Annotated in this window: 5 protein-coding genes and 1 pseudogene; 2 read left to right on the forward strand and 4 right to left on the reverse strand. The window is 48.9% G+C overall.

The genetic code is table 11. The features are described 5' to 3' along the window. Nucleotides 1-130, reverse strand: a pseudogene (locus tag C513_RS14645) (DUF1153 domain-containing protein); the annotation flags it as partial. Between the two features lie 81 nt (nucleotides 131-211). On the opposite strand from C513_RS14645, the gene C513_RS13440 reads away from it, so the two are divergent. Beyond that, on the forward strand, nucleotides 212-547 hold the full coding sequence (locus C513_RS13440; RefSeq protein WP_245552836.1) for an integrase core domain-containing protein: 336 nt from the start codon (nucleotides 212-214) through the stop codon (nucleotides 545-547). A 95-nt stretch (nucleotides 548-642) separates the two neighbouring features. On the opposite strand, the gene C513_RS14695 is transcribed toward C513_RS13440, so the two are convergent. After that, nucleotides 643-6498: a Calx-beta domain-containing protein gene (locus C513_RS14695; protein WP_076342752.1), complete on the reverse strand. Its 5856-nt coding sequence runs from the start codon at nucleotides 6496-6498 to the stop codon at nucleotides 643-645. A 54-nt stretch (nucleotides 6499-6552) separates the two neighbouring features. Then, the gene (locus C513_RS13460) at nucleotides 6553-8016 is read right to left on the reverse strand and encodes a calcium-binding protein (protein ID WP_018716246.1); all 1464 of its coding nucleotides are present in this window, start codon (nucleotides 8014-8016) and stop codon (nucleotides 6553-6555) included. Nucleotides 8017-8538: 522 nt separating this feature from the next. Here C513_RS13460 and C513_RS0112010 point away from each other — a divergent pair. After that, nucleotides 8539-9762, forward strand: coding sequence for a hypothetical protein (locus C513_RS0112010; protein WP_156816108.1), 1224 nt, complete (start codon nucleotides 8539-8541; stop codon nucleotides 9760-9762). 241 nt (nucleotides 9763-10003) lie between these two features. Here the strand turns inward: C513_RS0112010 and C513_RS0112015 are convergent. Continuing rightward, nucleotides 10004-10204, reverse strand: a 201-nt coding sequence (locus C513_RS0112015) for an integrase core domain-containing protein (protein ID WP_018715293.1), incomplete at its 5' end; no start/stop codon positions are given.

A 10204-nucleotide genomic window follows, 5' to 3' on the forward strand; every position in this document is an offset into this window, starting at 1 on the left:
CTGAAGGCTGCAGGTCAAAGGCACGGCTGGCCTCTGCCACCGTGGTCTTGCCCTGGATGATCTCCAGGACCAGGGCCGTTTTACGCTTGGCCGTCCAGCGCTTGATATCGTCTTCCATCAGGGTACTCATCGTCGTTTCCTTCAACAATAACACCTGTGCAGGAATTCAGTGGGTCAATACAGCACGGCAGAAAGTGCGCTGGAACAGGCCTTGATCGCCCGCTATGGCTGTTTGGGCAAGGTCAAGCAGCCGTTCTTGCTGCGCTCGGACAATGGGCTGGTGTTCACCAGTCGCAACTATACGGCCCTGGTCAAAAGCTATGGGCTGCAGCAGGAGTTCATCACGCCGTATAGCCCGGAACAAAACGGCATGGTCGAGCGCGTGATCCGCACACTCAAGGACCAATGCGTGCACCGCCACCGATTCGAGACGCTGCAACACGCCAGCCGTGTGATTGGCGACTGGATCCGCTTTTACAACCACCAGCGCCCACATCAGGCGCTGGGTATGAAGGCCCCCGCTGAGGCTTATGCTTTAGCAGCCTGATCTGTGCAGAAAGGGCTGGGTCAATACATTGACCCACTAATCTTTTATTTGAACGTTTAGTAGGTCAATGCATATCGAAGTTGAAGTGATTTATATCAGATCACCATAAAGTTGCTGCTGTTGACACTGACACCGTTAAGCAGCGTGGCAAACTGCACCGCAGCGCCCGAACCACTACCGTCTGCATCGTAACTTAGTGCACCTGTAGTGGTGTTGTACACGATATAGTCGTTGCCGTCTTGGGCCACGCCTTGTGTGTTGGACACGAAGTAAGCGCTATTGAGTGTTCCGGTATTCAAGATCTGACTGAAGACAGCATTATCAAGACGAATGCTGTCTTCGGTAGCTGTAAAGTCAATGATCCGGTCAATGTTCTCGCTACCCAGTTGGGCATTGAAGATAAAAATATCCCTGCCAGCTCCACCAATCAGTACATCCGATCCGGCACCGCCAATCAATTGATCATTGCCATAGCCACCAGACAGCAAGTCATTGCCGCCGCCGCCATTCAGGATATCGTTTCCACTTTCACCTCGCAAGGTGTTATCTCCGGCATCTCCAGTCAGACTATCGTTGTGGCGACTGCCGGTAATGTTCTCCATGTTGCGTAGCGTGTCCGTGCCTGCACCCAGAGTGTCCTGGGCAGTAGTCAGCGTCAGATTGACAGTCACTGCTGCTGTTGAACTGGCGTAGTAGGCGGTATCGATACCAGCACCGCCATCGAGTATGTCATTACCAACACCCCCATTGAGGATATCGTTGCCGTAGCCACCCCAGAGGATATCGTTGCCAGCTCCACCGACCAGCGTGTCATTACCACTTTCGCCGCGCAACAGGTTGTTGCCGGCATTACCGGTGAGCTTGTCGTGATAACGGCTACCGGTAATGTTTTCGATATTGCGCAGGGTGTCCATGCCGGCACCCTTGGTATCCTGGGCACCCGTCAGTGCCAGACTGACAGTGACTGCAGAGGTGGCGGTGGCGTAGTAGGCAGTATCAGTACCGACACTGCCATCGAGATAGTCGTTGCCGGCACCTCCATTGAGCGTATCGTTGCCGTAGCCGCCTAGCAGCGTGTCGTTGCCAGCACCGCCGACGAGGGTGTCGTTGCCACTTTCGCCGCGCAGCAGGTTGTCAGCGGTGTTGCCGGTAAGACGATCGTTGTAACGGCTACCGGTGATGTTCTCGATATTGCGCAGGGTGTCTGTGCCGGCGCCCTTGGTGTCTTGGCTACCAGTCAGTGCCAAGCTGACGTTGACACCTGTAGTTGCGCTGGAATAATGGGCAGTATCCGTGCCAGCACCGCCATCCATCAAATCATTGCCGACACCTCCATTGAGGATATCGTTGCCATAACCGCCAAGCAGGTAGTCATTGCCAGCACCACCGGTGAGCACATCATGGCCACTTTCACCGCGCAGGATGTTGTCACTTGCGTTGCCCGTGAGCTTGTCGTTGTAGCGGCTGCCTGTCAGGTTTTCGAAGTTGCGTAGTGTATCCACGCCTGCACCCAGGGTATCCTGTGCGCCGGTTAGTGCCAGGCTAACGGTGACAGCGGCGGTAGCCGTGCCATAGTAGGCTGTATCGGTGCCGGCTCCACCATCGAGGTAGTCATTGTCTACACCACCATTCAGTACGTCGTTGCCGTAACCACCTAGAAGAATATCGTTGCCTGCGCTGCCGACAAGGGTGTCGTTACCGCTTTCGCCACGTAGCAGGTTCCTGCCAGCGTCACCCGTGAGTTTGTCGTGGTAGCGGCTGCCGGTGATGTTTTCAATATCCTTGAGTGTGTCGATGCCAGCACCCAAAGTGTTCTGGGCTGTGGTGTGGGCCAGGTTGATGGTGACGGCAGACGAGGCACTGGTATAGTAGGCCGTATCCGTACCGGCACCACCGTCGAGTATGTCGTTACCAACGCCACCATTCAAGGTGTCGTCACCTTCACCGCCATATAAGGCGTCATGGCCCGCAGCACCTGTCAGGATGTCGTTTCCAGCATTACCGTGCAGAATGTTGTTCTCAGTATTGCCGGTCAGCTTGTCATCAAAATCAGTTCCAGCAATATTTTCAACATGACGAATAGTGTCTAAACCTGCATGACGCGTGTCCTGCGCGCCTGTCAGAGCAAGATTTACAGTAACACCGTCGGATGCAAAGTGAAAATCGAGGGTGTCAATGCCGCTTCCGCCATCAATATGGTCATTGCCTTCAGCGCTTAAAATGTAGTCGTCACCAGAGCCACCGTATAGATGATTATTGCCAGCACTGACGAACAATAGATCATTTCCGTCGCCGCCATAGAGCCTATCATCGCCTGTATCACCATACAAGCTGTCGGCCCCTGCATTGCCGTGCAATATGTTGTTGTTATCATCGCCAAAAATAGTGTCGTCATATTGGCTACCATAGACATTTTCTATATTTAGGATGGTGTTGTAATAGTCGCCAATTGTTTGATATGAGGTAGAGGATAGAGTGATCAAAATGGCAGCATTGAGTTGGCTGAAGTCAATCGTATCTATACCATCACCACCATCTAAAGTGTTGTATCCCTCTGTGTCAATCAGTGTGTCGTTTCCTGAACCACCAAGTAGGTGATCATTGCCGTCACCACCTACCAATACATCATTTCCTTCGCCCCCATAAAGGTAATCATCGCCAGACTCCCCATAAAGGTAGTCATCGCCATCATGTCCCTCTATAATGTCGTGACCATCACCACCATAAATGATGTTATTATACGAGTTTCCTGTGATGGAGTCATCGTGTGAGGTTCCCCTTACATTTTCGATGTTTTTAAGAGTGGATATCCCATAGTCGTGATAATCAAAATAATAGTTGGATCCCATGCGATATGCGCTGGACTCTAACAGGCTGATATACATCATGTCCGAGTAATCGCTGTAATCTGCGGTGTCAATGCCATCCCCACCGTCGATTGTGTCATGGCCGTAGCCGCCCATTATAATGTCATTACCCAAGCCCCCTTGGATGATATTGTCATGCTCATTGCCTATTAATATGTCATCGTAGTCACTGCCGATAAGGTTTTCAATCTGGCGCAGTGTATCCAATCCAGCTCCTTGGGTATCTTGTGCATCAGACAAGGCAAGATTAACTGTGACAGACTTGCCGGCTGTAGCATAGGATGCAGTATCATTTCCCCAGCCACCGTCCAGCAGATCATTGCCCACGCCACTAATCAGGGTGTCATTGCCATTTCCGCCGAACAGGAGGTCATTGTCGCCACCGCCATCTAGAATATCGTTGCCGTCTTCGCCGGATAAGGTATTGCTGTTGGCATTTCCCTTCAGGATGTCATCGTATTGACTGCCCTGCAGGTTTTCGATGCTAATTAGTGTATCGGTACCGGAGCCAACTGTATCTTGGGCTCTACTATTGGATAGGTCTACTGTAACGCCTGTAGCCGCCAGAGCATAAGTGGCTGTGTCACTGCCGCTACCACCGTTAATTACATCATTCCCTTCCCCGCCGTCCAGAAGGTCATCTCCCATTCCACCTTCCAGGGTGTCATTGCCGGCACCGCCTTGCAGACTGTCATTTCCGGCATTGCCGACGAGTGTATCGTTGCCTTCAGCGCCATCAAGCGTGTTGTCCAGATTGTTGCCAGTCAGGACATCGTCAAAGCGACTGCCTGCAAGGGCTTCAATGCTGACCAGAGTATCTGTACCGGCACCTTGGGTATCCTGTGCTCCGGCAATGGTCAGGCTTACATTGACAGCACGTACTGCGTTGCTATAGTCGGCGGTATCGATGCCATCTGCGCCATCAAGCAGATCCGTTCCAACTCCACTCAGCAGTCTATCGTTGCCTTCTTCACCGTACAGGACGTTATTTCCAGCAACTCCGGATAGCGTGTCGTTCCCTTTACCGCCACGAAGGGTATTGTCGTCGGTATTGCCTGTTAGTGTGTCGTTGTATGAGCTGCCAATCAGGCGCTCGATACTGATCAGCCTTTCTGTAATGTGGTCTTCCGGGATTTCAGCAAACATGGCTGTCAGGTCTGCTATCACTGAAGATGTTGAGTCCGAGTAGTCAACCGTGTCCTGCCCTGTACCACCATCGAGCAGATTCTGACCAGAGTGGTTGATACCGTAACCGCCAATGAGCGTGTCATCTCCGCCTTGACCATACAAAAAATCACTGCCTTGGCCTCCAGAGAGAAGATTGTTGCCGCTATTGCCAATCAGGATGTTGTCGTGCTGGTTACCCAACCCATTGATTGGGGCGGATCCAGTCAGTGTCAGATTCTCAATATTGTCAGCGAAATAACCGCTGTCGTTGGTGGCTTGCAGATTATAGCTGATGCTGCTGTAAACGGTGTCAATGCCCGCATTGGGTAGTTCTGAAATGATTTGCTTGGGACCAGTAATGTGGTAGATATTGTCTGCATAGCCGTAAGCCATATGCACGGGGTTGGTTCCATCGTCGTCGTGTATGACTGCTGTAGCAGTTTGTTTTAAAGTGGCAACATTATCATTATATCCAAGATGGGCGTAGAATATTTCTACAGGTTCTTGTATGGTGTTGTTCGTCAATGTGACCTGTACAACTTTTACCGTTTCACCCGGGATGAATGTAAAATTATGAAATTGCTGATTATAGTCGAATAAACTGCCGCTACCATTTTTTGCACTTCCATCTGATGTATACAAATAAGACTTTATATCATGAGTGCTGGCAGAGCTCAATTTGACAACAAATTTTATGGATCCATCACTTTCATTGGCAACAGCATCTTCGACGCTGATGGTAATTTGATCTTGAGTTTGGTTGCTTCCAATTGTTGCTGCTGCAGTGTCCTTTCCAAGGATGATTTCATCACTGCTTGCATTGTCAATCTTGATATTGAAATACTCAAGATTGGTTCTTGTCGAAGTCTTCGGTATGGCAACTGGAATACGTTGATGAACTTGCCCAGCAGCAAAGCTGATGGTGCCGTGGCTTGCAATATAATCACTTCTGTTAATTGCTGTGCCGTCTGAAGTATGCCAATCTAAAGTAAAAGGGATGCTGGTTTTCTTGTCAAGCGTGATATCAAAGAAGGCAATGCCGGAATGTGCATCCAGAAAAGCATCATGAATACTAACCTTCGATTTTTCTATGTCATCGATTAGACCATTTCGGTTGATATCTATGATGGCCTTGTCGTTGTCAACAATGCCAATGACCGGGTTGTTTGGGATAAAAACATTTTCAGGTGATGTAAGGCTTAACTCGAAATATTCAAGTGATTCAATCTTTTGGTCATCATTAATCGGCACGCGAACGGATTTGACAGTTTCTCCGGGATTGAAATTGATCTTGATATATCCATTGGCGACAAAATCTTCAGTATAGCTGGCAAGGTAGCCATAAGGTTGGAATCCATATGGATAGTATTCGAACGAAACGGGCTCTGTAGTTGCGGCATTTAACTGGAGTGTTACTTCTACATAGCCATTACCTTCATCCACATAAGTGTGGCTTGTAGTGATGGAGGGGATGCCGGTGGTGTAGCTGTCATTTTTTCCAATGACAGCAGTCGCACTCTGGTTGCCGATGACAATGTCGGAAGCGCCTTCACCCTGAAGATTCGTCAGGTTGATGGTAAAAAATTCGGCATTCTCTGCCAAGGAGTCATTGATGATCGGGATGGAGATGCGCTGTTGGATCTGATGAGGCAGGAAAGTAACGGTTCCCTGGCGCGCCTGGTAATCACTACCGGCCAACGCAGAACCATCAGCGGTACTCCAGTCTATCGTGAATTCTTTCGTGTGTCGCTTGTCAAGTACAAGGTCAAACGTGATTACGCCAGCGCTCTCATCTACTGTAACATCCCGGATGGTCAGATTGGCTTTTTCTGATAGGTCGATGAGGCCGTTGCTGTTTTCATCGGTTACCATTCGACTGGTTGAGAACCAGTAATCTTCATCATAAAAGTAGTCCATCTTTCAATCCTTGATAAATTAAAGCGCGTATCTGTATTGAAAATAAGGTTATTGTTAAATAACAACAAAGTTGCTGCTGTTGATGTTGCTACCTGGGAGTAAAGTGGCAAACAGCACGGCTGAACCAGAGCCACTGCCATCTGCGTCATAGCTCAAGGCTCCTGTTCTGGCGTTGTGCACAATATAGTCATTACTGTCACGTGCGGCGCCCGCTTCATTCGAGGCAAAGTAGGCGCTATTCAATAACCCTGTCTGACTTAACTTGGTAAAAATGGTATTATCCAGACGGATAGTATCTTCTGTAGCAACAAAATCTGTGATCTTGTCGATGTTGCTGCTAGAAAGCTGGGTATTGAAGATAAAGATATCTTTGCCGGCACCGCCGGTCAGTACATCCGAGCCAACTCCACCATTCAGAAAATCATTCCCATAGCCACCAATAAGGGTATCTTTGCCTGCACCTCCGCTGAGAATATCATTGCCGTTTTCACCGCGCAAAGTATTATTCTCGCTGTTGCCGTACAGGCGATCACCATAACGACTGCCGGTGACGTTTTCTATTTGTATAAGTGTATCCCAGCCAGCTCCCAAGGTATCCTGCCTAGTGGACTTCGTAAGGTTAACCGTTACGGCTGCACCAGTACGGGAATAATTAGCCGTATCGATGCCGGAGCCGCCATCCAGGATATCGTTTCCTGCTCCACCCTCAAGCAGATCGTTGCCGGTATCACCTAGCAAGGTGTCGTGTCCATTTCCACCAAAGAGGGTGTCATGTCCTGCACCGCCTTTCAGTGTGTCATTTCCGTTGAGTCCGTATAGCGTATTGGCAGCACCATTCCCGATCAGAACATTGTTCAGGTTGTTCCCCGTTCCGTTAATGGCTGCAGTACCAACCAGGGAAAGATTTTCTACATAACGAACGCCAGCATGGGTAGATAAATCGTATGAAACCGAGCTGTTTATCTTGTCAATCCCGCCTGCATTGGCGTTGCTGTCAGTGCTGATGGTTTCATATACCCTGTCATATATGTTGTCGACATAGTATGTGTCGTTACCAGAGCCGCCTATCATGGTGTCAGCCCCGATGCCGCCATTCATAATATCGTTGCCGCTACCACCTTTTAGTACATCATTGCCGCCGTTTCCATACAATTTATCATTCCCATGAAATCCAAGCAGGGTGTCGGCCTGTGGAGAGCCGTTAAGAGTATCATGCCCCAGAAGAACATGTGAGAAAAGCCCTACAATGTCGGCATTGTTGATGTAGCGCTCAATCGTCAGTGCGCTATAGTTGCCTCCAGTAATCTGATAAATTTTTCGACCATATTCGAAGTAGTCGGTGGCATTCACTGTACCGCCACTCAAGCCATATCTATCATATGAGAAATTTCCATAATAATTCTGAATATATCCGTGGTAACCAATTTGGATATGGGTGTTGGTGGAGACTGTGATATTGCCGTACCAAGTCGTTGCTGTTTCCATATTGATGCCGTAATAGGCGGTTGCGATAGCCATGTTTTTCCTGAAATGTTTAATTTATCTGCGATAGAATAGGTGGAGTCTTAATAATATTGACAACATGCCATCATGGGAGCTTTTCCGGTCTTGCTGTGCGCCTTGACATGCTGGCTCCAGCCATAAATGCTCATGCTTACATGATTTTACAGTATTTTTTTGTTTCATATGGATTTTGGCCCTTGTCCCTGTAGCAGACTCTGCTGCTGACATGGTGGGCGGGGTTGGAGTGACTATTGGTGAAGCTCATGGAGTAATGTAGTTTTTGCAAGACAATGTCTGGCTGCTGCGGGTTTTTTGAGACTAGTCGAGGTTGGGAGGCTGCTGCGATCACCACTGTGGTGCGTCTTATGTTAGTTGTGAGACTTTGTCAAGTAGGGGATCCCTGATCTATCATGTTGTGCTGTTAGTGGCTCCTACCCCAAGGTCGGTTGAGTTGGTAAAGTACAGATTTGCCATGTACGATCGTTTACTGTAATTGCATGAAGGCATCTTTAATAAGAGCACTTTTTTCTATTGACTATGGTTTGTTTTGATATTTCTTCGTACTATCCTGTGCATCAGCACCAGACGCTGAATGATTTCACCGGAGGCATTGACAAGAACGGCCTGCATCAGGTAAATGGGATAGGTAACCCTTGGCATATTTATGTCAAAGACTGCTTTCAACATGATGATTGCATCCTGGTGGGATTCTCTGGACGAGTGACTTTGGATGGATCGATGCGCCCACCTTATTTTTCATTTAGAGGTGTGGCAGAAAAGACTGGCTTGGGGCTGATTGCATTTGCCGATCCTAGCCATAATTTCCATCCGGACTTGAGTCTTTGCTGGTATCTCGGGAATAGGGTGGATGGAAACATCATCCAGAAGATAGCCGATATCCTGGATGAGGTAATAGAACTATCGGGGAAAAGGCTTCTTCTGGCAGGTGGCTCGGGTGGAGGGTTTGCAGCCCTGAATGTGCACGCCCAAATGAAAAACAGGAGTCGTGTCCGATCATTTGCGTGGAATCCTCAGACTGACATCACGAAATACAATAATTCCGTTTTGCGCCAATATTTCAGGGAATGCTTTGATGCAGGTATTTCGGAGGTTTCCGGTATCGTGGCTTTTTTGAAGAGCGAGGGGTATCCCTATCTCTTGGAGAAAAGAAAAGACTTGGAGCAGATCATCTTGATTAATGGCTATGATCCTGCTCATTTGCGAAACCATGTTCGCAGATTTTTTCCTGAAGATGATGATGACAAGAATGGGATATTTGTCGGTGACTGGGGGATTGGTCACGTGCCCCCCGGTGCGGATGTCATTGTGGATGTGATAAAGGGAATGGCATCCGGTCTGTCGGTTCCGGAAATTTTGAGCAATCTGATACCTCCGAAGAAACCGGCCTTGAAACTCTCATTGCACAAGGACTTGCTTGATGAAGTTTTGCAGTTCAGGGTGGCTGTTCTCGTAGGCAAGGGCAGGAGGACTGCTGTCATAAGAAGCAATCTGTACGAGCATTTTTGCGGGTTCCAGGTCAGAATCAAGCTCAAGCTACGAGGTACCATTGCTTTTGACTCTGGCTATCTGCTGGGCCAGGACATGTCCGAGGTGTATGTGGACCTCGGCAATGGTGGTCTTGCGGACGTCAACCAATCCATCATTTCCTACATGATTGAGGATCTGGAGGGTAGGCGAACTTTTTACGACTTTCCTTTCTTGAAATTCAGGAAAATCCTGAATGTCAAGAATTTGGCTTGACTTTTAAAAAAATGAGCCCTGTACAAGAACAGGGCTCATTACTTTTCAACTACAACCGCTCAGACGATTCTCCACAAGGTTGAAGGGCATCGCAAGAGTGGTTCTTTGGATCAGATTACGACAAAGCTTGTGTTGCTGAGTGTTGCTCCGTTCGTCAGCGTGGCAAACTGCACGGCCGCAGCGGATCCGCTACCGTCAGCGTCATAGCTCAGCGTGTAGCCTCCTCGAATTCTTGAGCCAGTCAGAAGTAGAGGTTGGGGAATTGTGACACACGGTATTCGACGGGCGGGATTCGACCCAATGATTCGTGTGGCCGGTGGTGGTTGTACCGGTGCAGCCAGTCCTGCGTCATCTGCCGTACTTCATGCAGTGAGTCGAACACATAGCAGTCCAGCACTTCGGTGCGATAGGTCTTGTTGAATCGCTCGACATAGGCATTCTG

Source organism: Allobrachymonas chironomi DSM 19884, assembly GCF_000374625.1.
In the GTDB taxonomy this organism is placed as follows: domain Bacteria; phylum Pseudomonadota; class Gammaproteobacteria; order Burkholderiales; family Burkholderiaceae_C; genus Brachymonas; species Brachymonas chironomi.

Bases quoted from the DNA above. Each gene is read 5' to 3' on its own strand.
- C513_RS14695 (WP_076342752.1), bottom strand. From the start codon at position 6,498: ATGGACTACTTTTATGATGAAGATTACTGGTTCTCAACCAGTCGAATG.
- C513_RS13460 (WP_018716246.1), bottom strand. From the start codon at position 8,016: ATGGCTATCGCAACCGCCTATTACGGCATCAATATGGAAACAGCAACG.
- C513_RS0112010 (WP_156816108.1), top strand. From the start codon at position 8,539: ATGGTTTGTTTTGATATTTCTTCGTACTATCCTGTGCATCAGCACCAG.